This window comes from Mesorhizobium sp. 113-1-2, assembly GCF_016756475.1.
GTDB classification, from domain to species: domain Bacteria; phylum Pseudomonadota; class Alphaproteobacteria; order Rhizobiales; family Rhizobiaceae; genus Mesorhizobium; species Mesorhizobium loti_C.
The window spans coordinates 280,958-303,613 of the sequence record NZ_AP023242.1 but is presented as its reverse complement, the minus strand read 5'-3'; the positions used below and the strand labels follow the sequence as shown (position 1 = coordinate 303,613).

Here is a 22,656-nt window from a genome sequence, read left to right as displayed (position 1 = left end):
GAACCGAGGCAATGACGTTGCAGGACCTGACCTGGCTCAACCCGCCGCCGCATCACGCCATGTCAGGCGATGCGGTGCGCGTTCGCACCGGCAAGGAGACCGATTTCTGGCGCGAGACTTTTTACGGTTTCTGGCGCGACAACGGCCATTTCCTGCATCGGCCGGTCGAGGGCGATTTCACCGCCGAAGTCACCGTCAGGGGTGATTACAGGGTGCTTTACGACCAGGCCGGGCTGATGGTCCGGCTCAGCGAAACGCATTGGATCAAGGCCGGCATCGAATACACCGACGGCCTCGCCTATTTCTCCGTCGTCGTCACCAACGACACGTCGGACTGGTCACTGGTGGCAATTCATGCCGATCCGAACGGCGTGAAGATCCGCCTGACCCGTCATGGCGAGGCGATCCGCGTCCAGTATCTCGATGCTTCGGACGGCCAGTGGAAACCGGTGCGGCTCGCCTATTTCCCGGTCTCGAAGACGGTCGCTGTCGGCATGATGTGCTGTTCGCCGCAGCGCGAGGGTTTCGAGGTCACATTCTCCGGATTTTCGGTCGGCCCGCCGATTTCACGGGAACTCCACGACTGACATTCCGGCCGGGACCGGGCTTGCGTGGCCCGCGCGCGCCGCAGGTCATTGCGGCCGCGACGGCGTCTGGGCTAAGCGTTGCCGATGGGCATGTCGCGTTGGCGGGCAAAACTCAAAAGGGCGGTCCGTTCCGGGGCGCTGAGATTCCTCGGCGTTCCTTCCGTGCTGTGGTCGCAAGGCATCGCTCACTTCTGCGACTTCGCCGGACCCGATTGGTATCGCAACGCGCCGACCGAATCGACGCAGAGCGAGGCCTTTTTCCGCGACCACTATAGTGGCGCGCATGGCATCGTCTGGGTTCGGCTGAGCACATTGGCCAGGGAGCGGCGAAACTGCGACCTCGATACGTTCGCCAGGGTTGCCTTGCCGACCATCAAGGCCCCCTTCATCCTGCTGACGACCGACGGCGATGCCTCGGTTCCGTCGGACTTGGCGAAGGACACCGTCGAGCGGCTTCTCGCCAACCCCTATCTGGTGTCCTGGTACAGCCAGAACAGCGATGGTGGTCACCCCAGGATCAAGCCGTTCCCGATCGGGCTGGATCTCCATACGCCGCGCTCCCTTGCAACGCCTGCCGGTCTGGTGCGGCAGCTGCAAACCCTGCGGGACCGGCAAGGCAATGCGGATCACCGTCAGCCCAGGATATTCTGCGATTTCAGCGTCAGCAGGGGCTCCAGCCAGCGTCGGGAGCTGCTTGATGCGCTGGACGGATGCCCGCATGTCGACTTCCTGAAGAGACGCGTTTCGCAGCGCGGCATCTGGCAGCTGTATGCGCAATATCCGCTCGTGCTTTCGAGCACGGGAAACGGCCTCGATTGCCATCGCACATGGGAGCTGCTCTATCTCGGCTGCATCGTGGTGACCAAGACCTCGCCGCTCGACCCTCTCTACGAAGGCCTGCCGGTCATCATCGTCGAGGATTGGCACGAGGTCAGGGATCCGCAAGCGCCACAGCGCTGGATCGGCAAGGTCGCGCATCTGACGGAGCGGGACTATTTGTGGCGGCGTCTGCGGCCACAGGCCTATCTGGAGCCCCTCAGGCTGGAACTTCGGCAAGCTGCCGCTTCACCAGGGGACGTGTAGGATCTCCAGCTTCGGCAGGCCGACCGGCCGGATGCCGAGATCGTTGGCGAGCACCCCAAAGGCCTCGGTCTCGATCAGGTCGCGGTAGGGAATTTCGGGGAAGCGAAGGCCGCCGCGATGCAGAGCGGCATCGACCAGAAGCATGGTTCCGCCGACCGCGTCGAGGCCGATGATGTCGAGATGCCTGACATCGCTCAGGTGATAGCGATACGGTGTCTGCTTGGGAGGCTGGTGCAGACCGCCGCGTATCTCGCGGTAATAGCGATAATCCCTGGTCTGCCGTCGGATAACGAAGCTGTTGAGGTCGAAGCTGTCGCCGCCGGCGATCTTCACGCAGTTGGGCACCGCGATGCGATGCCGCGTGGCGATCAGCCGGTTCAGCACATCGCCGGGAAAGCGCCAGACGTCGATATCGATCCACAGCGCCCAGTCGTCGTCTTCCTTCAGCCCATGGTCGATCAGGCAATTTCGTACCTTGGCAATCGCGCCGCGCCTGACGCGTTGCATCCTCGGCTTGGCCCGTCTTGCCCTATCGAGCCTGGTGCCGATATGTCTTTGCAGAAGCACAATGTCGCGATATTTGCCGGCCAGTCCCGCCGTCGCGGCCCGCAGCCGTTCCCAGCTGCCATCCAGGCTGTCGCCTTCGCAGAACACCAGCTTGATCCTGTCCTTGGGGTAGTCGAGCCCGTCCAGCGCATCGAGAAAGGGTTGGATGAGGTCGGCGGCGTCGCGAAGTGGCACCAGAACAGCGATGTTTTGACCCGAAGGCGGCGGCGCCGCCAGAACAACCTTGTCGACGCCGGCTCTCGCCACGGCCTCATCCAGATACGCCCCGCGCGTCATGTGGTACCAAAGCCCATAGGCGCGGTTGCGCAGCCTGGTCGTCCATTTCGGCGGCGGTTCGGGGATCCACCATGTGCCGGCCCAGTGATGGATCGACAGTGCTGCCGTATCGTCGCTGCCCTCGCGCTCCATGCTCCCGGCGGAGGTCACCGGCGTGAACAGGCCGGAAGGGTGAAGGGCGAAGGCTTCTTGATCGCTATAACCGCGCTGCGCGGAGGTCAAAAGGCAAGGGCCGGTTGCGTCGAGCACATCCTTGGCGCCGGCGAGCCCGGGCATCATGGACAACAGATGCATCCAGAAGGGATGCCCGGGCGGGCTCGCGATTGTTCCGTTGAACAGAAGATAGGGCAGGCCCCGGAAATCCGCCTGGACGGCCGCATGCGACGCCGGCTCCTTGCACAGCACGATCCGGGTTTCGTCCATGATCGGATCGAAGGCTGCGACGCATTCGCAGTCGATGTCGGCATAGACCCCGCCAAAATGATGCAGCAGCATGTAGCGGGCCGCATCCGAGCGCTGCACGCCCATCGTGTAGCCGCAGAACATCGGCAGGAAATCAGGGTAGTGCTCGGCCACGAATTCGAGGAGTATCCGGTCGCTCCAGAACATCACCGTCCAGTGCGGATTGTGCCGCTTCCAGCTGTCGGCATATGGCTGGAAGCGCGCGGGAATGGTGTCGCCCTTCCAGGTCTGGTGCAGGATCGCCGGAATCATCCGGCGGCGCCGTTTGGTCCAAGCCCGTCGCGAACGGCGTCGCGGATCGCTTGCGGGCCGAACCTTGCCCATACCGCCTGATGCGCTCGAAGGCGTTGCCGTGCCCTGCGTTCGGGATCGAGACAGAGTCCGATCGCCATCTCGGCAAGCGTTCCGTCGGATTGAGACAGCAGCACCTCGTCGTTTTCGATCAGGTCCAGGCCTTCGGCCGCGATCGGCGTGGCGACCACCGGCACGCCGGCGGCCATGGCTTCAAGGATCTTGATGCGTGTGCCGCCGCCCGCCGTCAGCGGGACGATGGTGAGATGCGCGCTGGACAACAGCGGCGCCACATCCGCGGGATCTTCGATGAGCTCCACGCCAGGCAATCTGGCCAATGCCTGCACCTCCGGTTTTGGGGTGCGTCCAGCCAGGATGAGCCTGGCACCCGGCAGGGCGTTTCGGATACGGGGCAGTATGAAACTGGCCAGGCGCTGGGCGGCATCGACGTTTGGCGGATAGGCGAGATGGCCGATGAACACGATCACCGGAAAGCCGTTGCCGGTCGACGGTTCGGCGGGCAGGCGCCCGAGACCATCCCCGGCTTGCGGAATTCCGTTCGGAACAACGTCGATCGGGATCTCGTGCCGGGAAAGCGTCATCAGCTTCTGGCGATCCGGGTTCGAACAAACCCACACCCTGTCGACAAGGGACAGCGCTTTTCTTTCAAGGTACCGGACGCCGAATGCTGCTGCGCTTCGCCTGGCGCTGAGGCGCCTGATCTGTCCGGCCAGGTCGGACTCGACATTGTGCATGTCGAGAATGAGCTGCGCCGCCAGCGGCCGCAGGGGCCGCAGCAGCTTGAACAGGCCGACACCCTCGACAATGATGGTGTCAGGGCGGAATTCACGGGCGAGCGCCTCAAGCCGCGGCAGCGCGGAACGCGGTATGCGATTCTCTAACCTTGAGCGCCACCAACCGATCGAGGCCGTGCGGGGCTCCCCCTCGATCGACAGGGCCTCGACCCGGATCAATGGATCAGGCGCATTCTTTACTTTGTTCGGCTTGACCGAAACCAGGCAGACCGGTCCGAACCTGGCGGCCGCTTCGGCGTTGCGGTAGTTTCTCAGATCCGAACCTGAAGCCGGCGGAAAGCCCGGGTCGTGCGACACGATCAGCGTGCGCCTCTGGGCCGCCCGCTCAGGCTTGCCGACAGCCGGTTGCGCGCCTGTGCCGTTCAATGCGGATGGCTGGGGCTTTGCGCCAGGCAGGGGGCCCAATTCAGATGGCATTCAGTACGATTCCGTGATCACAAGCATCAGCGCCACCTTGTTTAGCTGAACAAGGCTTTCGTCAAGCACTGTATCTTTTGAATACTGTCGCTTCGAGTCCTCGGCGCGCAGCCAGGCTCATCGCCTCGACCAGGCCAGCCAGCGCGCCGCCAGACGCCGGCGCAAGGAGGTGAACCGGGTTCGCCTGTAGGCGTCTCCCGCCATCTTGATGCCTTGTGCCTGCGTCGGAAAGGGATGGATGACATCGGCCAGGGCATGCAATCCCATGCCCGACCTTATGGCGAGCGTCACCGCATTGATCATCTCGCCGGCATGGGCGGCGACGACCGTCGCCCCCAGGATGCGGTCGGATCCCTCCCGGACATGGATCTTGACGAACCCTTCCTCCTCGCCGTCCATCACGGCGCGGGCGACATCATGCATCAGCACCGTATAGGTCTTGACCGGGATGCCGTTCCGCCGTGCCTCGATCGGATAGAGCCCGACATGCGCGATCTCCGGATCGGTATAGGTGCACCAGGGAACGACGAGGTCGCTGAGCCTTTCGCGGCCGCGAAACAGGGCATTGCGCACGACGATGCGTGCCGTCGCTTCGGCGGTATGGGTGAACTTGTACTCCAGGCACACATCGCCCGCCGCGTAGATGTGCGGATTTGTGGTTCTCAGGTGATCGTCCACCTTGATGCCGTTGGCATCATACGCCACCCCGGCCTCTTCCAGGCCGAGACCCCTGACATTGGGCGAACGGCCGACGCCGGTGATGATCTCGTCGACGGAGATCGTCGTCGTGTCGCCGTCCCGCAAAAGGTCGGCGAACTTCTTGCCGCCTTCCCTGCGCACCGCCACCACTTCGGTGTTCAGGCGCACCTCGATCCCTTCGCGTGCCAGCGCGTCCGAAAGGATCTGCGCGGCGTCACGTTCCTCGCCGGGCAGGAACATCGGATCGCTCTGCGCCAGGATGACCTTCGACCCGAGCAGGCAGAAGGCCTGCGCCGTCTCGCAGCCAAGCGGCCCGCCGCCGATGACCAGCAGCCGCTCAGGACATTTTGTGAGGTTGAACATGCTCTCATTGTCGAGATAGCCGGCCTCGGCAAGTCCAGAGATCGCCGGCCCGCTCGGATGCGCACCGGTCGCGACCAGTGCCTTCGTGAACCGCAGCGTCTTGCCGGCGACATCAACCGTGTCCGGCCCACCAAAGCGCGCTTCGCCGAAATAGAGGTCGATGCCTTCTGAAGCGATCACCGCGGCCGAATCGGCGCGGCTGAGCCGCTGCCGGATCTGCCGCATCCGCATCATCGCCCGCTCGAAGTCGACAGGAAGACGCGTCGGCGTGTCGCCGCCGAAATTCTCGGCATCGCGCATGTCGGCATAGAGCCTGGCCGTGCGGATGATCGACTTCGACGGGATGCCGCCGACATTGATGCAGGCGCCGCCGATCAGCCCGCGCTCGATCAGCGCGACTTTGGCGCCAAGGCTCGCGGCGTCACGCGCCGCGGTCAGCCCGGCCGGCCCGGCGCCGATGACGACGAGATTGTACTGGCCGTCGGGGGTCGGGTTCTTCCAATGCGGCGGATGCGCGGCCCGGACCAGGTCGACGTCGTTGCGGTCGACAGGGAAAGCGGCGGCCTTTGTCCGTTCACGCGACATTATGGGCCCCCGATGCGGAGCCTGAAGGCTGTGCCAGCCAGCCGCCGGTGAAGCCCGCCTTGCCCAGGCCGCGGCGGATGTGGGGATTGGAGCCCATCAGCTCCCAGATCAGGCGCGAGCGGTGGTTCTCGATCATCATCACCACGATGCCCTGGTCCAGCCCGTAGTGGCCCTCCGACACCCAGCCGTTGCGGCCGAATTTTCGCCGGTTGGCCAAGGTCGGATTGAAGCCGCTCGGCAGGCGGAAATTGTCGATCACCTCGGGGTAGCGCTCGCCGAGATGGCGCAAGGCGGCGAGGCAGATGTCGGGCGCGAAGGGCAGCGACGCCGGATAGGACCATGGCGCGATCGTCCCGTCATCCGGCCCGAACGGTGCGCCACGCGCCGCATAGCCGGAAAACCGGTGCCGCCGTCGCTCGACACTGGCGCGGAAGCCGCCCGGCCCGTCTCCCGCCGAAAGCCCCCAAAGGTTTTCACCATAGCCGTCAAAGCCATAGGGGTTGTGGCGGGCATAGTCGCGGTGCAGATAGGTCGAACGGCGGCTGTTCTCGAAATAATCCGAGTTCTTCTCGCGCATGAAGGCATCGCGGATGCCGGCGAAATCGATCCAGGCATGCGAGAACTGGTGCATGAACAGCGGGCCGCCATAGAGCACGTCATGGCCGTAGATGTTTTCCCACTGGTAGGTCGCCGTCCAAGCCTCGTAACTGTCGTTGGAGGTCGGGCTGTCGGGTGAAGCCATCGACAATACGTAGAGGATGGTCGCCTCGTTGTAGCCTTCCCAGCCATAGTGGAGGAAACCGCTCTTCGGCTTCCAGCCTTGCCGCAAGGTGGGGCTTTTGCCTTGCGCCCAGCGCCAGTCGACGCGCCGGTAGATCGCTTCGGCCAGTTGGCGGATTTCGGCTTCCTGTTCATTCTCGCCGGAGAAATAGGCGCCGGCCACCAGCATCCCGGCCAACAGCAAGGCGGTGTCCACCATCGACAACTCGCAGCGCCAGACGCGCAGCCCGGTGCGCATGTCGAGGAAGTGGTAGTAGAAACCCTTGTGGCCGGTGACCTCGTCACCACCGCCTTGCGTGCTGGTCGAGAAGAAACGCAGCGCCGCAAGCGTAAGCTCCTTCGCCGCCGCGCGCGTCATCCAGCCGCGCTCGACGCCGATCGGATAGCAGGAGAGGGCGAAACCGACGACGGCGATGCTGGCCGGCGAATTCGGCCGCGACGTGTCGGCGACCAGACCGTTGTCGGGGTTCACAGTCTCCAGGAAATAGCCGAAGGCCGCGCGCTGATAGCGGTCCAGAAGCTCGTCATCAGAGAGTGCTGCAGGATCTGCTTCAGGCAAGCGATACGATCTCCAGCCTGATGGCCGCGACTCCTGTCGATCGCGCGGCGCCGGTGCGGTGGCCATGGGTCATCGCCAAATTGTCTCGTCGTGTCATGGCTTTCCCGCAAATCCTGTTCTGTCGCCGCCCATACAGACATCGGCGACTATACGCCTGTCCAGTTCCGATGGTTGCCTCGTCACGCGGAATTGTAGTTGCACCGGCCAATGTGGGGATGTTCCGGCCCGGATCAATAAGTGGCGCGGCCGCCGGAAACGTCGAAGACGGCGGCGGTCGTGAACGAGCATTCTTCCGAGGCGATCCAGCAGATCAGCGCCGCCACTTCCTCGACTTCGCCAAAGCGCGCCATCGGAATCTTGGACAGCATGAAGTCGATGTGCTCCTGTTTCATCTGCTTGAAGATCGCCGTGCGCACGGCCGCCGGCGTCACGCAATTCACCGTCACCTTGGTCTTGGCCAGTTCCTTGCCGAGCGACTTGGTCAGGCCGATCACCGCGGCCTTGGACGTGCTGTAGGCGGAAGCATTGGGATTGCCTTCCTTGCCGGCGATCGAGGCGATATTGACGATGCGGCCGTAGTTGCGTTCCAGCATGTGCGGCACCAGCGCCTTGTTGCAGTAGAAGACGCCGTTGATGTTGATGTCGATGACCTTTTGCCAATCCTCGACCGAATAGGCCCAGGTCGTCATGTTCGGTCCGGTGATCGCAGCGCTTGTGACCAGGATGTCGACACCGCCAAGCGCTTCAATCGTTCGTACGGCGGCGCCTTGAACGCCGGCGGCGTCGGCGACGTCAATGGCAACACCGTGCAGGCCAGGGATGACAGCCTTCGCCTGTTCGATCTGGGCCGGATCGCGATCCCAGACGCTGACGCGCCCGCCTTCCTCGACGATCCTTTGCGCAACCGCCATGCCGATACCCGAGGCCCCGCCGGTGATGACCGCCGATCGGCTGGCGAAGCGTCCCGCGAAGTTCATCGGCATCTCATTCTCCCTGCATGTCGGCTGATGGCGCCTTCGTGGAGACTGTGGGGGCACGGTCGATCGAGTTCAAGCCGACATGCAGATCGATCGTCTGGGCCAATGAGGCTATGGCGATTCCCTCGATCTGGGACGGACCTCAGATTTCAGGTGCGATCCCTGGTCGGTATGATATTATCACACCACGCTCGCAGGAGACATCATGGCCGCCACCGAAAAACGCACCTTCAGCCTGCCAACGGAGCAGGCTGCCTTCATCGATCGTCTGGTTGAATCAGGTACCTATGCGACGAGCAGCGAAGTGATCCGCGCCGGGCTTCGCGCCCTGCAAGAGCGCGACGCGGCCGTCGAGCGTTGGTTACGCGAGGAGGTCGTGCCGACCTATGACAGATGGAAGGCGGACCCTAACGGTATCTCGCGAGAAGAAATGGCAGAGCGGGCGCGCAAGCGTCACCAAGCGCGTTTGCAGAGGGATGCGTGAAGCAACGGGCTATCATTTATGCCGCCAAAGCCGGCGACGATCTCGACTGGATCTATGACACCATTGCGGACGCTAGCAGCGCCTCCACGGCCGATCGCTACGACCAACGCATCAGGGCATTCTGCGAAAACCTTGAATACGGCTCTGAGCGAGGCTCGCGTAGGAACGACCTGCGGCCGGGGCTTCGCGTAATCGGATTTGAGCGCCGCGTCACCGTTGCTTTCATCGTGGAACCCGACCAAGTGGTAATATTACGCGTGTTCTATGGCGGGGCCAATTGGGAGGATGAGCTGTAAATTGCCACGGGAAAGCCACAAACCGGGTAGGTGCGTAGAGCCTGGTTATCCATCCACCCGATGCTGAAAAAACTGCAAAAACAGCTCCCGCTCGGTGGTGATGTCGAGCTTCTCATAGATGCGCCGGCGATGGTTTTTGACGGTGCCGACCGTGATGCCGAGACGCTCGGCGATGTTGGCGGTCGGATGGCCGGCGAGGATCAACTGGACGAGTTCCCGCTCGCGCAGCGACAGATCCGGCCACAGGCTCATAGGGATGGTGGGTTCCTGCCGCGGCGAGGCGCCGGGGCCAGTCGGCGCCGACGTGCGGAAGAACTCGCGCCCGCGTGCCTTGATGTCCAGCGCGTGCAGCGCCTCGAACACCGGCAGCCGTTCGTCCAGAAGGGCGATCTCGCTGTCCTTGAACGAACTGGTCGAGCGGTCGAGGAAGATGCCCAGGCACCAATCGCCGCCATCGGCCAGCAGGATGCCGACCTCGTCGCAGATTTCCGACTGCGCCAGGAAGCCGGCTATGTACTGGCCGCGTTTGGCTTCTTCGTCCGCCAATCCCTTGAGTGGCAGGATGCCCAGCCTGCGCTCGCGCCGCCACGAGGCATAGAACGGGTCGAAGACATAGTAATTGTCGAGATAGCGTCGCACCATCTCGTCCGAGAAGCGCCGGTGCTTGACGAATTCGGGCGTCTTGGTCGCAGAATATCGGGTGACCGTCACCAAATCATGCACAATGTCGGCGCCGATCAGGTCGATCAGGCAGTCGACATGCCGGTCGGTGCCGGTGGCGGCGATCGCTTTGGCCAGCGGCGCCCAGATATTGCCCATGCGCATGCCCTTTTCTCGGCGAACCGCGCCTGCCCGTCATTGTGCCTTTAGGCATATGGCGCGATCCGACCCCGAGAATCTAGCCTGCGGTCATTCTCGAAGAGGGAAAGCGACCCGTGGACCAGATCACTACAAACCCCATTGTCATCGGCATCGACGCCGGTGGCACCATGACCGACACGATCCTTGTCGATCAGGACGGCCACTTCAAGATCGGCAAGTCGGCGACGACGCCGAAGAACGAGGCCGAGGGCTTCCTCGCCTCGGCGGAGGACGCGGCCGATGCCTGGGGCATCTCGCTGGAGCAGCTGTTTTCCGGCGTCAACGTGGTGCTCTATTCCGGCACCGGCATGCTCAATACGCTGTTGTCGCGAACCGGCCGCCGGCTTGGCCTGATCACCACCAAGGGCCTGGAAGACATGATCCTGATGGGCCGCGGCCTGCAGGCCTGGGCCGACTATTCCTATGCCGACCGCCTGCACGCGGTGACGCATCAGCATCCCGATCCGCTGGTGCCGCGCCGCCGCACCCATGGCGTCACCGAGCGCATCGACCAGTTCGGTGACATCATCCTGCCGCTCTACGAGCATGAGGTCGCGATCGCCGCCAGGAAGCTGATCACCGACAAGGTCGAGGGCATCTGCATCATGACGATCTTCTCGCACGTCAATCCGGTGCACGAGAAGCGTATTGCCGAGATCTGCCGCGAGGAGATCGCCAAGGCCGGCGCCGACATCCTCGTCTACACCAGCCACGAGGTCCGTCCGGTCATCCGCGAGCAGTCGCGGCTGAACTCGGTGCTGATCGAGGCCTATGCCACCTCGCGCGGCCGCAAGCAGCTCAAGGGCATCGAGGACGTCGCCAAGAAATACGGCTTCAAATATGGCGTGCAGACGCTGCTGTCCTTCGGTGGCCTGACCTCGATCAACCATCCGCGCCTGCATGAAACCATGATCTCCGGCCCGATCGGCGGCATTCTGGGCGCGGCCTATGTCGGCAAGCTGATCGGCAACGACTCGCTGATCTGCTCGGATATGGGCGGCACCTCCTTCGACATGGGCGTCATCACCCGTGGCCAGACGCGGATCGAGAACGAGCCGCTGATGGACCGCTTCAAGCTCAACGTGCCGACGCTGCATCTCGACACGATCGGCGCCGGCGCCGGCATGATCCTCAAGGTCGACCCGCTGACCAAGAAGGTCTCGCTCGGGCCGGAAAGCGCCGGTTCCGATCCTGGCCCGATCTGCTTTGCCAAGGGCGGCACCGAACCGACCATCGCCGATTGCGACGCCATCCTCGGCCGCCTCAACCCGCATTATTTCCTCGGCGGCAAGGTCGTGCTGCAGGTCGAGAAGGCCAGGGCAGCCTTCGAGGAGAAATGCTCGCGCCTGCTCGGCGTCGGTGTCGAGGAAGCCGCCGAAGGCATGATCGACATGCTGGAGGCCGACGCCAACAACGCGTTGCGCCGCGTCATCTCCGGCCAGGGCATCCACCCCTCGGAATTCACGCTCCTCTCCTATGGCGGCTCGGGTCCGTTGCATCTGGCCGGCTGCTCCAGGGGCATCGGCTTCAAGGACATCATCACCTTCCAGTTCGCGGCCGCCTTCTCGGCCTTCGGCTGCACCACGGCCGATTTCATGCGCCGGCATTCGGTGTCGACGCAGCACGACATTGGTGCACGCGCCAGCGACGATGAACTGCTCGCCTTCGGCAAAAAGGTCACCAATGTCTGGAATGATCTGACCAAGGCCGCGGTCGACGAGATGATCGAGGACGGCCATGCGCGCGAAAAGATCAAGACCGTGCCGTTCCTGATGATGCGCTACACCGGCCAGCTCGAGGACGTCGAGGTGATGGCGCCGCTGTCGGCTATTCAATCACCCGACGACATGCGCAGGGTTATCGACGAGTTCGAAGCGGTCTATGCCAAGGTCAACCACCGCGTCTCGCGCTATGGCGAAGCCGGCTTCTCGATCACCGAGCTTGGTCTCATCGCCACGGCCGACAAGGTCAAGCCGGTGCTCTTGAAGCGGCCGCTCGGCAAGTCGGATCCGGCATCCGCCCACAAGGGCGTGCGCGACGCCTATATTGGCGGCCGCTGGCACAAGGCCAATCTCTACGAGATGGACTTGCTGCAGCCCGGTCACGAAGTGATCGGGCCGGCCATCATCGAACATCCCGCCACGACGCTCGTCGTTCACCCGCAGGACCGTGTCCATGTCGATGAATGGACGCTGCTGCACTACACCCACGCTTGAGAAGGGCGAACGCCATGCTGGACAAACCCGCCTCCGCCCTGCGCATCCGCGAACGGTTGATCGAATCCGAACGGCTCATGGAAGAGACCGGCTGCTATGACGGCATCACCGAATTGCAGCTGCGCAACCAGGATCCGCTGAAATTCGAGACGCTGCACACCAAGCTGCGCGCCTATTGCGTCTCGGCGCGCGAAATGGCCCGCCGCATCTCGGCGTCGCCGGGTGTCCGAGAAGTCGGCGAAATGGTCGTTGCCATCTACACGCCAGAGGGTGACGCGATCGCGCTCTCCAACGGCATCATGGTGCATGTGCACACGATGAGCCGCTTCATCAAATGGATGATCCGCAACGGCTACGAGGAAAACCCCTGCATCCGCGACGGCGATATCTTCGCCAACAACGACGCCTTCATCGGCACCGTGCAGGTGCCTGATGTGATGGACGTCGTGCCGATCTTCCATTCGGGCAAGCTGGTCGGCTGGGCGGGCGCGGTCTGCCACGAACTCGAGGCCGGCGGCATCACCCCCGGCGGCGACGTGGCCCTGGCCCAGGAGCGTTTCACCGAGGGCCTGTTCGTCTGCGCCGAAAAGGTCGGCGAGAACGACGAGATCCGCCGTGACTATGTCATCCGCTGCGAGCGCAATCTCAGGATGCCGATCTACTGGGTGCTCGACGAGAAGGCCAAGGTCGCCTCCTGCATCGACATGCGTGAAAGCGTCAAGGCGCTGATCGACGAGATCGGCTTGGACTACTGGATGCAGGTGTCGAAGGAGTTCATCGAGGAAGGCCGCCGCGCCCAGCTCGCCCGCACCCGCCAGCTCACCGTGCCAGGCATCTATCGCGGCCACACTTTTTACGGCCATGTCACCAAGGGCAAGCCGGGCTACCAGCCGCTCGGCGATCCCGACTGGCTGTACAACATGCCGATCGAGATGGAGATCACCACCGATGGCAAGATCATCATGGATTTCGAGGGCACGCAGCCCTGGGGCTACCATTCGATGAACTGCACGCCGGCCGGCATGGATGGCGGCATGTTCGTGACGCTGACCCAGCACATGAACTTCGAAGGCCTGGTCAATGACGGCGCCTGGATGGCGACCGAGCTGAAACTGCCGCACGGCACCTGGACCAACCCGGACAATGAAATGGTGGCGACCGCCACCTCATGGGCACTGCTTTTGCCGGCCTATGGTGTGTTCCAGCGGCTGTTGTCGCGCGCCTTCATCGGGCGCGGCTTTGTCGAGGAAGCCTTCGTCGGTCAGGTCAACAGCCCGATGATCGAGATGGGCGGCACCAGCCAGTATGGCAAGCTGTTCGGTATGGCGCATTTCGAATGCGCGGCCGCCGGCTCCGGCGCGCTGGCGATCAAGGATGGGCTCGACACCGCCTATGTCGGCTGGAACCCCGAATCCGACATGGGCAATATCGAGATCTGGGAACAGAACATGCCGATGCTCTATATCGGCCGCTCCATCGTTCCCAACTCCGGCGGCGCCGGCAAATATCGCGGCGGCTGCTCCTTCGTCTCGACCTGGCTGGTCAGCAAAACCGACCATCTCAGGCTGGTTACGTCGGAACATTCCTCCCGCGTGTTCGACAATGGCGGCATGTGCGGCGGCTATCCGGCGCCGACCTGCCAGAAGCACCGCGCGGTGCGCAACTCCAACATCTTCGAACTCGCCGAAAAGCGGGCGCCGCTGGCGCATCACACCGGCACCAACCCGCATCGTTCGGAGCTCGAACTGCGGTTGCAGGGCGAGCATGTGACCATGGAAGGGCCCTACATCACCGCCCCGCACAAGACCGGCGACGTCTTCACCCATTCCTACAATGGCGGCGGCGGTTACGGCGACGTGCTGGAGCGCGATCCGCTCAAGACGGCCATGGATGTCGAGAACGGCTATCTCACCAAGGAAGCGGCGGAGGGCATCTTCGGCATCATGCTGGATGAGGATGCGGACGGCTATCCCGTCGCCAACCTCGAGGCCACCAAGCGTCACCGCGCCGAAATGCGTGCCAGGCGCCTCGCTCAAGCACAGCCCGTCTCGGAATGGATCGCCAGCGAGCGCAGCCGTGTCGAGAAGGCCGATTTCGCCCCCGAAGTGAAGAAAATGTATGCCAGCGCCATCAAGCTGTCGTCGCGCTTCACCAGGGAATTCAGCGAATTCTGGAACGTCGACGCCAAATCGATCTTCATGCCGGGAGCAAAGCCATGACCTCGTACAGCAAGGAAGTCATTGCCGATCTGGTCGCGGGCACGCTGCCCTGGCCACAGACGCGCCGCGTCATGAGCGCCTACAAGGACGACGACCGCTTCTTCAAATATGTCGCCGTGCTGCAGGATCGTGTCGGCTGGAAGGATCCGATCCTGCTGCCGGTCTCGGATCATCTGTTCATCTGCCAGAGCGGCGACAAGCGGGTGACACGCTGCGAGTGCGGCCATTCCTTCGGCGACTATCGCAAGAACTGGAAGCTGAAGGCCGCGATCATCGTGCGCAACACCGAGGAATCGCTGCGCGAGATCTATCCCAACAGCGATATCCCCGACCCGCAATGGATGGAAATCCGCGAATTCATCTGCCCGGAGTGCGGCACCATGCACGAGGTGGAAGCGGCAGCGCCCGGCTATCCCATCGTGCACGACTTCCAGCCGGATCTCGAAGGCTTCTATCGTGAATGGCTGGGCAAGCTGCTGTAGGGGAAGGGAACCGCGTCGACAAAGACTCCGGAACCTGATTGCCTGCCCCAACCATTGGAGAAGCACGCGATGACAAACCTTGCTGGGCGCGCTGCAATCGTCACCGGCGGCTTTTCGGGCATGGGCTTCGCTATTGCCACGGCCTTGGCCGAAGCCGGCGCCAATGTCGCCGTCGGCTCCTACATCGCGCCTGCCGGCGCCGACAGATCCGACGCCGCCTATTATCCGGGCGTCGACGAAATCGAGCGCGTACGCTCGACCCTCTCGGCCCATGGCACCGGGGTGCACGCTGCCCACCTCGACGTCCGTGACAGCGAGGTCACCAACCGTTTCGTCGCCGAAGCCGAGGCCGCCATCGGTCCTGCCGACATCCTGGTCAACGCGGCCGGCACCACCGCCGAGCAACCGGTCTGCGGCCATTCCGACGCGCTGTGGGACAAGATCGTCGACACCAACCTGACCGGCGCCTTCCGCGCCACCCGTGCGGTGCTGCCCGGCATGATCGGGCGCGGCTGGGGCCGCATCGTCAACATCGGCTCGACCGCGGCCTCCGTCGGCTGGAAGGACAACCCCGCCTACTGCGCCTCCAAGGCCGGCCTGCTCGGCCTCACCCGCTGCGTGGCGCTGGAGGGGGCCGCACACGGCGTCACCTGTGTCATGATCAGCCCGACCTGGGTCGAGACCGAACTGATGCGCCGCAACGTGGCGCAGGTCGTCGAGCGCGAGGGCAAGGGGCGCACCGCGGAGGAAGCGATGGCCGAGATCGCAAGGGGCAACCCGCAGCAGCGCATGCTGCAGCCGCAGGAAATCGCCGCCCTGGCCGTGTTCCTGTGCTCGGACTTGGCGAAGGGCATCACCATGGAAAACATCCAGATCACCGGCGGAGCGTTGTGGTAGCGTATTTCGCAGGATGGTCGCGGCCTTCATGAGAAGCGGCGGCGTGGATGAGGTCCTGGCGGGGCGGGCCACCGGTTGATCTCTCCCCGTTCGCGTTCCTGTAAGACAAGGTGACCGGATTTGCCATTGAGCATGCGGTGCGATAGGTTATATTGCACTGCACAATGGAGATGCCGTTTATTGCACGCCCCTGTTTGCGGACATGCCGGCCGGCTTGCGGCCTACCGGGCCTGGGTTGCGTCGGCGGGACTCTGAGATGAAAATTCCAAAGTCCCTGCTGGTCGATCCCGAGAAGAACTCGGTCTATGGCGCCTTCGCCGTGGCCGTCTCGATCTGGGCGTTCTCCTACTCGGTCATTTTCGGCCAGGTGCTGATCCTGGCCTACTACGCCGTCTGGCTTCCGCTCATCCTTGTCGACTACCGGCGCTTCCTGCGGCAGCTGTCCAGCGCCTGGCTGCCGCTGCTGTTCGCGGCTTATATCTGTTTTTCCATCTTCTGGTCGCAGGCGCCCGGCGTCACAGCCAGAACGGCGGTCCAATATCTCTCCCACATCGCCTGTGCCTATGTCGCGGCGCGCACCGTCAGCGTGCGCACCCTGACGCTCGGCGCGCTGATCGGGATCTTCTTCGTCATGCTCTATTCGCTCAAGGTCGGCGCCTATTCCGAGGACGTCCTTGATGGCACCTACAATTTCGTCGGCGCCTTTGCCTCCAAGAACCAGATCGGCTTCGTCGGCTCGCTCGGCATCTATTTCTCCGTGGTGTTCCTCGCTTTCCTGCGGCGTGGCCGGCTGAGTTTCATGCTGACCGTGCCCGTCGTGCTGTTGTCGGCCTACCTGCTGGTCATTTCGCATTCCGCCACCTCGATGGCCTCGATACCGGCGGTCCTGGCGCTGATCGCGCTTCTTGCCATGACCAAGCTTTTGTCGCGGCGCTATCGCCGGGTGATCTTCGTGGTCGGCGCCGGCCTGATCGTGGTGGTGGCCTTTGTCGCCCTCAATCTCGGGCTCATGGACTTCGTGCTTGGCATCTTCGGCAAGGATTCGACGCTGACCGGGCGGACCTATCTATGGGAGCAGGGCTGGAACGCAGCGCAGCGTTCGCCGATCCTCGGCGTCGGCTATGCCGCCTATTGGGTGCAGGGTTTCGCCGAGGCCGAGCGGCTGTGGAATGAATTCTACATCACCACCCGCACCGGCTTCCATTTCCACAACACCTATGTCGAGGCGCTTGTCGAACTCGGCTTCACCGGAGCGGTGATGATCTCGCTGATCATGCTGCGCACGCTCTACGGCCATGTCTCGACGGTGATCTTCAAGGCATGGCAGGCCGAATCGGTGGTGCTCTTCGGCGTGATGGTGCTGCTGCTCATCCGTTCCTTCGTCGAGGTCGAAATCCTCAACCCCTACATCATGGGCTCGTTCCTGATGTATTTCAGCTACTTCAAGCTGGCGCGGCTGCCGGTCACCCGCACGCGCTGGGCGCCGGCCTTCGACCCGGCGGATGCGGCAAGGGGCGAGCCAGCCTGGCCCCGGCATATCGGTCGTCCTGCGGCCGCCGACCCGTCATGAGCCCAGACAAGTCGTCCAAAAGCGCATAGGCCTTTGGGCCAACGACATTCGCGTAAGCTCCTTCGAGGGTGGTGTGTTTTATCGTTTCGCGACCTGAAATCGCACATAGCAAAACCTCCGCCAGGCGGGCCTGGCGGAGGTTGAAATTCTCTGCGCTACGGATCGAAAGTACGGATCGAAAGCGCCGAATCGTACCGAAGCCCGAGATCTATTGGCTGGCCAGCGGCGCCAGCTTGACCTTGATCACGTCGCCGGGCAGCACCGGCGTGTCTTCCTTGGCGGCGATTTCGCTGGTCTTGCCGTCGACATTGCGCACCAGCGAATAGAGCAGGGTAGGCTGCTGGTCGTTGGTGATGGCGGCCGTCGTCGCGGGATCGCTGGCCTGGGCGATCAGGCCTTTCTGCATATTCACCTTCAGCGCGGCCTCGTTCAGGTCGGCTTCGGTCTGCTGCCGGTCGGCGGCGAGGGTCGAGCTCAACGTATTCTGTGCATCGATGGCGTCCTGCGTCGCCTTGCTGATCGCCTGCTTGGCGGTGAGGATGGCCGTCTCGTAGTCGAGGATTTTGCCTTGCAGGTCGGTGACGGACTGCTGCGAATCCAGAAGCCTGGCATTGGCGACCAGGCCCTTCTGCGCCAGCGGACCGATGCTGGCGAGCTGCTGCTGCGCCAGGTCGACCTGCTTTTGCTGGTTGACGATCTTCTTCTGCAGCGATTCGATTTCGGACTGCAGGACACCCTTGAGATCGTCGAGCGCCTCGAGCTTCAGCTTCAGCGCCTTCTGGTCTGCCGTCAGGATCGTCATCTCGTCGGCGACGATGGTCGGCAGTCGCGGATCGCCCTCGACCTCCTTCGGCGCTTCGAAGCTAGCCTTGCCGGCCAGATCGGCATCGATGCGGGCTCGCCTGACGAGCAGCCGGACGCGCTGGTCGTCGGAAATATCGAAATTGCCCTTGGCGGTGACCAGGTCCTTGCCGAGCTGGGGGCCGTAATCGGTGCTGCGCCTCATGCCGCCGGCGACGCTGATCGCTTTCAGCACCGTCAGTTCGGGCACGTAGGGAAACTGGCCGGGGTTCTGCACTTCGCCCGAAATATAGAAAGGCCGGAATTGCGCCATCTCGACCGAGGCCTCGGGCTTGTCCGACAGGGCGAGCTTGTGCTGCAGCGCCTCGCTGATCGCCGCCGCCACTTCCGCCGTGGTCTTGCCGGCCGCCGGCAACTCGCCGACGAAAGGCACCGACAGCGTGCCGCCCGGGCCGACCGTGTATTCGCCGTTCACCGCCGACCAGTCTCGGAACGTGCCCTCGACGGTCTGCCATTCGGCGATGCGGATGGTGAGCTTGTCCTGCGAGCCGAGATGGTATTCACCTGATATGGCGACCTGGGGAAGAAAAGCCAGCGACATCGCAAGGCAGGTGGCCATAAGCCGAGAGCGGCCGGAAAAACGGCCGCTGCCAAAGGCTTCGAACATGTCTGTTTTCAACTGAACGTTCCGATCCGTTTTAGCCCCATCGCCCGATGAGCTTGCCGCCGGATGCCTGGTGGCGGCGGCCGGTCAGTAAGAGCCGCGTGACATCCAGACGGCCGGCACGGTCTTGATGATGATGCGCACGTCGCCGAACAGCGACCAGTTCTCGACATAGTGGCGGTCGAAGGCGACGCGGCTGTCGTAAGAGACGTCGTTGCGGCCGCTGACCTGCCACAGGCCGGTCAGGCCGGGCCGCGACTTCAGGTAGTAGACGGCGGCGCTGCCGTAGATTTCCAGCTCGTCGCGCACCACAGGGCGGGGCCCGACAAGGCTCATGTCGCCCTGCAGGATGTTGATGATCTGCGGCAGTTCGTCGAGGCTGAGCTTGCGCAGCACCGCGCCGACGCGGGTGACGCGCGGATCGTTCTTCAGTTTGCGGGTCGCTATCCATTCCGCATTGGCGTCCGGATTGGTGGCGAGATAGGCGGCCAGCACCTTATCGCCATCCGGAACCATGGTGCGGAATTTCAGGCACGGAAAAATCCGTCCGCCGCGACCGATTCGCCGATGACCGTAGAAAATCGATCCACCGTCGGAAAACTTGACCAGCAGCGCTATCATGATGAACAGCGGGCTAAGAGCGATCAGACCAACCAGTGAACCGGCAATATCGAAGCTGCGCTTGATGAGGCCGCCGATCGGCGGCGGAAAATCGGTGTCAGCCTGCGAAAAGTCCGCCGTGGCCGACTTGGCAATATCCCTCATACGGAAACTCCATGCGTTGAACGAATGGTTCACCACACGATACCAAAAAAATGTTGCAGCGCAACACACAATTTCCCGGGCCACTGAAATAGTCGCGTCATGAATTGACTAAATAATAAGCTAGCAATGCACATTTTTCAGGATGCTTAGCACATTTGTGACAAGAAATGGGCAAGCCGAAAAAAATGCGGACCTTTTTGGGGCGATTTTTGGGCAAGCCGTTCTCGCTGGCCGGGAACGGTACATATTAGTGCTTTAGGAAGGTGCGAAGTTCGCGAGTATTAACATAAAATACTACATAATATTGCGAGTTGTACTGAAAAGGGCTGGTGGCTTCAGGTTGAGTGAATTGCGGTGGTGTGCATTGCAGCATGGCAGAGTCGACCGCGCAAGCTCAATCAAAAATATGTGCGGTTGCCCTTGCCGCCTCCTGCTCGCCTTAATAGAATTGCAAATTATACCTGTCAGAGTGGCGACAGGTTGAAAGGCCGGAAGCAACCGGTCGATAGCGGGCACCTTTACAAGCCCGCAGAACAAGGGACGGCGCTCGGGTGGGGCTATCGTTTGATATAACCCGGGCCGGTTTATGGGCTGTTGGGTATGTCGCTTCCAAAATTCATCGTTGGGATGATTTTCGCTCTCGCAATCGTTGTTGCCTGGTCTTGGCTTGGCGGCGCTTCGCTGGGCACGACGTTGTTGCGCGTCATCATCTGTGCCGTGATCATCCAGGCCGGCTATTTCGTGCTCGTCTATGCCATGATCGCCAGAAGTGCGCCGACGCCGGCTGACAGGCTGCGTGAAGCCGAGAGAAAGCTGAGTTCGGCCGACGTGACCGAAGGCGAGAAGCTGGGCAATGCCCGGCGCAGCCTGCACTAGGGTATGCTGATATTCAGCTGATGCCGGCCTGCAAACGGCGACTTCCTGCGCTTTCGGCCTTCGCCGGCCGAAGCAATCACAAGTGGCCCGTGGCAGTTAAGGCTACGGCCGGCGTAGGCCGGTTCTCGGAAGCCACCCCGTTTGGTCGCTTCGCGCCCGTCTTCGACTCCGGCGCGGCCTGACCTGAATCTCAACACACCCCAATCCGGCCCTCAGGCCACATTGGCAGGTTCGGTTTCCGACTGTTCTCCCGACAGCATCCTGGACAGCCGGCTCGCCGGCTTTGCCTTCAGCCGCTGATACTGTCCGACTTCCACGACACGGCCGTCTTCCATCGCCACCACCCAGTCGGCGAAGGCGATCATCGACGGCCGGTGCGCGATGGTCAGAATGGTCATCGTGCCGCGCAATCCGTCGATCGATCGGGCGATCAGCGACTGGTTCTGCCAGTCGAGCGCACTGGTTGCCTCGTCGAGGATGAGCAGCGACGGCTTTCGCAGCAGCGCCCGCGCCAGTGCGATGCGCTGACGCTCGCCGCCGGAGAGCCGCACGCCGCGGTCACCGACCACCGTGTCGAGCCGTTGATCGAGCCGTTCGACGAATTCGCCGGCATGCGCAGCGCGCAGCGCGGTCCACAATTCGTCGTCGCTGGCCTGTGGCGCGGCCAGACGCAGGTTCGCCGCGATCGTGTCATGCAGCAGGAACACGTCCTGCGGCACATAGGCCACCTGGTCGCGCCAGCGCCGGCGATTGCCGGCATCGATCTCGACGCCGTCGACGAGGATCTTGCCGGCGGTCGGTTCGAGCAGACCGAGCAGCATGTCGGCGATTGTGCTCTTGCCCGATCCCGAGGGGCCGATCAGGGCGGTGACCTTGCCGGCCGGCAGGCCGAAGGTGATGTCGCTCACCACCGTTTTGCCGGTGCCGTCGTCGTAGCCGAAGAAGACACCGCGAATGTTCAGCCCGGTATCGAGCGACAGCTTCTGCTTATCCGCCGATTCGGCATGGCCCGGCTCGCGCTCGGCGTCGAAACGGGCCTGCAGGCCGCGCATGGCGGTATAGGCGGGCAGGTTGATCAGCACCTGCTGGGCTTGCGTCTGCATGTCCATGAAGCGCGGTGCTATGCGCATGAAGACCAGCAGCAGCACGACGATTTCGGCCAGCGACAGGTTGAAGCGGACCAGTGCCACATAGATGAACAGGCTGAGGCCCACGACGCTCGCCACCTGGAACACCGCGGTGCCGATCGAGCTGTTGCTGACATAGTCGATGTTGTCGGCCTTCATCTTTTCCAGTGTCGCCTGCAGCTGCGCGAAATAGCTGGCCTCGACATTCAGGCTCTTGGCCACCTTGATGCCGCCGAGGAATTCCGAGACCGTCCGGTACTGATCCTGGCGATTGCTGGTCAGGACCCTGCCAAAGGCGGTGGCGCGTGCGCGAAACGGCTGCAGCACCACGAACATCACGATGCCGATGACGATCGCAAACGCCGTCATGACCGGTGAGATGAACATCGAGATCACGAGATAGCCCACCAAAAGCACTGATATCTGCACCAGCATCAGCAGCGAGAAGGCGGCGCCCTGGACACGATCGATGTCGCCGGTCAGGGCGTGGTCGAGATCCGAGCTGCGCATGCGCGAGAAAACGCCCCAGCGCGCCTTGCCGATGCTCTCGAACAGGTTCATGCGCAAACGGTTGATGAAATCGAAGAGAAGCCTCGCCATGTAGACCGACTTGAAGCGGTTGAACGCGGCCTGCACGGCAACGAGCGCGACCAGCGCGCATAGCACCGTCGTCAGCTGCAGCGTTCCGTCCGGCACCAGCCAGCGCACGAAATCATTGTTCGGCAACCGCACCGCGAAATCCTGGTCGGCGCGTCCAACCAGATGCAGCAGCGGCACAAGCAGCAGGATCGAGATGCCTTCCGTCAGGCTGCCGAGGATCAGGAACAGCAGCGCCGTCCAGGTCCGCCGCCCGCCGATCTGGGCGATGACGGCGCCGAACGCGGCGACATCGCGAAACAGCGACAGGCGAAGGATTGAGGACTTCGACATGATTGCG

The 22,656-nt window shown here is 62.9% G+C and carries 19 protein-coding genes; 10 read left to right on the top strand and 9 right to left on the bottom strand.

The window, feature by feature from the left end; genetic code table 11:
- The first annotated feature begins 11 nt into the window (after positions 1–11).
- The gene (locus JN279_RS01385; RefSeq protein WP_096452964.1) at positions 12–587 is read left to right on the top strand and encodes a DUF1349 domain-containing protein; all 576 of its coding nucleotides are present in this window, start codon (positions 12–14) and stop codon (positions 585–587) included.
- A gap of 90 nt (positions 588–677) precedes the next feature.
- The gene (locus tag JN279_RS01380; protein ID WP_096458395.1) at positions 678–1,670 is read left to right on the top strand and encodes a hypothetical protein; all 993 of its coding nucleotides are present in this window, start codon (positions 678–680) and stop codon (positions 1,668–1,670) included.
- Here the strand turns inward: JN279_RS01380 and JN279_RS01375 are convergent.
- From JN279_RS01375 to JN279_RS01355, 5 genes are all read right to left on the bottom strand, one after another.
- The gene (locus JN279_RS01375; protein WP_096452966.1) at positions 1,653–3,227 is read right to left on the bottom strand and encodes a glycosyltransferase; all 1,575 of its coding nucleotides are present in this window, start codon (positions 3,225–3,227) and stop codon (positions 1,653–1,655) included. The two genes, JN279_RS01380 and JN279_RS01375, sit on opposite strands and share 18 nt — an antisense overlap.
- On the bottom strand, positions 3,224–4,498 hold the full coding sequence (locus JN279_RS01370) for a glycosyltransferase family 4 protein (RefSeq protein ID WP_244734356.1): 1,275 nt from the start codon (positions 4,496–4,498) through the stop codon (positions 3,224–3,226). The genes JN279_RS01375 and JN279_RS01370 overlap by 4 nt, the downstream gene beginning before the upstream one ends.
- A 117-nt stretch (positions 4,499–4,615) precedes the next feature.
- On the bottom strand, positions 4,616–6,145 hold the full coding sequence (locus JN279_RS01365) for a mercuric reductase (RefSeq protein ID WP_202351805.1): 1,530 nt from the start codon (positions 6,143–6,145) through the stop codon (positions 4,616–4,618).
- Complete coding sequence (locus JN279_RS01360; RefSeq protein WP_096452972.1) at positions 6,135–7,484, bottom strand: glucoamylase family protein; 1,350 nt, start codon at positions 7,482–7,484, stop codon at positions 6,135–6,137. Before JN279_RS01360 ends, JN279_RS01365 begins: the two co-directional genes overlap by 11 nt.
- 230 nt (positions 7,485–7,714) lie before the next feature.
- Positions 7,715–8,467: an SDR family NAD(P)-dependent oxidoreductase gene (locus tag JN279_RS01355; RefSeq protein ID WP_096452974.1), complete on the bottom strand. Its 753-nt coding sequence runs from the start codon at positions 8,465–8,467 to the stop codon at positions 7,715–7,717.
- Positions 8,468–8,666: 199 nt separating this feature from the next.
- Here JN279_RS01355 and JN279_RS01350 point away from each other — a divergent pair, with 199 nt between their 5' ends.
- Together JN279_RS01350 and JN279_RS01345 are read left to right on the top strand one after the other, a co-directional pair.
- Positions 8,667–8,945, top strand: coding sequence for a type II toxin-antitoxin system ParD family antitoxin (locus tag JN279_RS01350; protein ID WP_096452976.1), 279 nt, complete (start codon positions 8,667–8,669; stop codon positions 8,943–8,945).
- On the top strand, positions 8,942–9,241 hold the full coding sequence (locus tag JN279_RS01345; protein WP_096452978.1) for a type II toxin-antitoxin system RelE/ParE family toxin: 300 nt from the start codon (positions 8,942–8,944) through the stop codon (positions 9,239–9,241). Before JN279_RS01350 ends, JN279_RS01345 begins: the two co-directional genes overlap by 4 nt.
- Before the next feature lie 45 nt (positions 9,242–9,286).
- Here JN279_RS01345 and JN279_RS01340 read toward each other — a convergent pair whose 3' ends face one another.
- The gene (locus JN279_RS01340) at positions 9,287–10,066 is read right to left on the bottom strand and encodes a helix-turn-helix transcriptional regulator (protein ID WP_202351804.1); all 780 of its coding nucleotides are present in this window, start codon (positions 10,064–10,066) and stop codon (positions 9,287–9,289) included.
- A gap of 110 nt (positions 10,067–10,176) precedes the next feature.
- On the opposite strand from JN279_RS01340, the gene JN279_RS01335 reads away from it, so the two are divergent.
- The 5 genes from JN279_RS01335 (at position 10,177) to JN279_RS01315 (ending at position 17,486) form a co-directional block, all read left to right on the top strand.
- Positions 10,177–12,318, top strand: coding sequence for a hydantoinase/oxoprolinase family protein (locus tag JN279_RS01335; RefSeq protein ID WP_202351803.1), 2,142 nt, complete (start codon positions 10,177–10,179; stop codon positions 12,316–12,318).
- Positions 12,319–12,332: 14 nt separating this feature from the next.
- Positions 12,333–14,537 (top strand): hydantoinase B/oxoprolinase family protein, encoded by a 2,205-nt coding sequence (locus tag JN279_RS01330; protein WP_202351802.1) that lies wholly within the window; start codon positions 12,333–12,335, stop codon positions 14,535–14,537.
- Positions 14,534–15,019 carry an acetone carboxylase subunit gamma gene (locus JN279_RS01325; protein ID WP_202351801.1) on the top strand — a complete coding sequence of 162 codons (486 nt, stop codon included), beginning with the start codon at positions 14,534–14,536 and terminating at the stop codon, positions 15,017–15,019. The genes JN279_RS01330 and JN279_RS01325 overlap by 4 nt, the downstream gene beginning before the upstream one ends.
- A gap of 69 nt (positions 15,020–15,088) precedes the next feature.
- A complete protein-coding gene (locus tag JN279_RS01320) occupies positions 15,089–15,916 on the top strand; it encodes an SDR family NAD(P)-dependent oxidoreductase (protein WP_096452988.1) in 828 nt (275 codons plus the stop codon).
- Between the two features lie 256 nt (positions 15,917–16,172).
- Positions 16,173–17,486, top strand: a complete 1,314-nt coding sequence (locus tag JN279_RS01315; protein WP_096452990.1) for an O-antigen ligase family protein — start codon at positions 16,173–16,175, stop codon at positions 17,484–17,486.
- Positions 17,487–17,694: 208 nt separating this feature from the next.
- Here the strand turns inward: JN279_RS01315 and JN279_RS01310 are convergent, their stop codons facing one another.
- Both JN279_RS01310 and JN279_RS01305 read right to left on the bottom strand, forming a co-directional pair.
- The gene (locus JN279_RS01310; protein ID WP_202351800.1) at positions 17,695–18,954 is read right to left on the bottom strand and encodes a polysaccharide biosynthesis/export family protein; all 1,260 of its coding nucleotides are present in this window, start codon (positions 18,952–18,954) and stop codon (positions 17,695–17,697) included.
- 84 nt (positions 18,955–19,038) lie between these two features.
- Positions 19,039–19,716 (bottom strand): sugar transferase, encoded by a 678-nt coding sequence (locus JN279_RS01305; protein WP_096452994.1) that lies wholly within the window; start codon positions 19,714–19,716, stop codon positions 19,039–19,041.
- Between the two features lie 600 nt (positions 19,717–20,316).
- Here JN279_RS01305 and JN279_RS01300 point away from each other — a divergent pair.
- On the top strand, positions 20,317–20,592 hold the full coding sequence (locus JN279_RS01300) for an exopolysaccharide production repressor exox (RefSeq protein ID WP_096452996.1): 276 nt from the start codon (positions 20,317–20,319) through the stop codon (positions 20,590–20,592).
- Between the two features lie 212 nt (positions 20,593–20,804).
- On the opposite strand, the gene JN279_RS01295 is transcribed toward JN279_RS01300, so the two are convergent.
- Entirely contained in the window at positions 20,805–22,649 is a 1,845-nt protein-coding gene (locus tag JN279_RS01295; RefSeq protein ID WP_096452998.1) for an ABC transporter ATP-binding protein, read from the bottom strand.
- Between the last annotated feature and the right edge of the window lie 7 nt (positions 22,650–22,656).